Source organism: Aquabacterium sp. A08 (assembly GCF_011742065.1).
Genome location: NZ_JAAQQT010000312.1, coordinates 1 through 395 on the forward strand (window position 1 = coordinate 1; position 395 = coordinate 395).

Annotated in this window: 1 protein-coding gene; it reads right to left on the reverse strand. The window is 72.2% G+C overall.

The window, feature by feature from the left end:
• The coding region (locus HA630_RS01760) for an FHA domain-containing protein (RefSeq protein ID WP_166832176.1) at positions 1–395 on the reverse strand (395 nt) is incomplete at both ends.

Sequence of the window (395 nt, forward strand, 5' to 3'; positions counted from 1 at the left end):
GTGTAGCCATCGCCCCGGTGGTTGATGGCGGCCACCGCCACCCCGGGCTTGCCCAGGGTGGTGACGACCTTGGTCAGCGTCATGGCCTTGCCCGCTGCTGGGCCGTTGAGCACCAGGATGCGCGCTGCCGCGGGCGCGGCTGCCGCCGGGGTCGCCTCGGCCGGGGCGCTGTCGGTCGCGTCGGGCAGCACCCGCATCTGGTAGCGGCCAATCTCCAGCAGGTCGCCCGCGCCGACCCGGGCCGACACCACCGCCTTGCCGTTCAGGTAGGTGCCGTTGGTGCTGTGCAGGTCCTGCACTTCCAACCCGTCCGGGTGCCGCACGAAGACCGCGTGTTCGCCGCTCACCGCCAGGTTGTCCACCACGATGTCGTTGTACGGCCGGCGGCCCAGGGT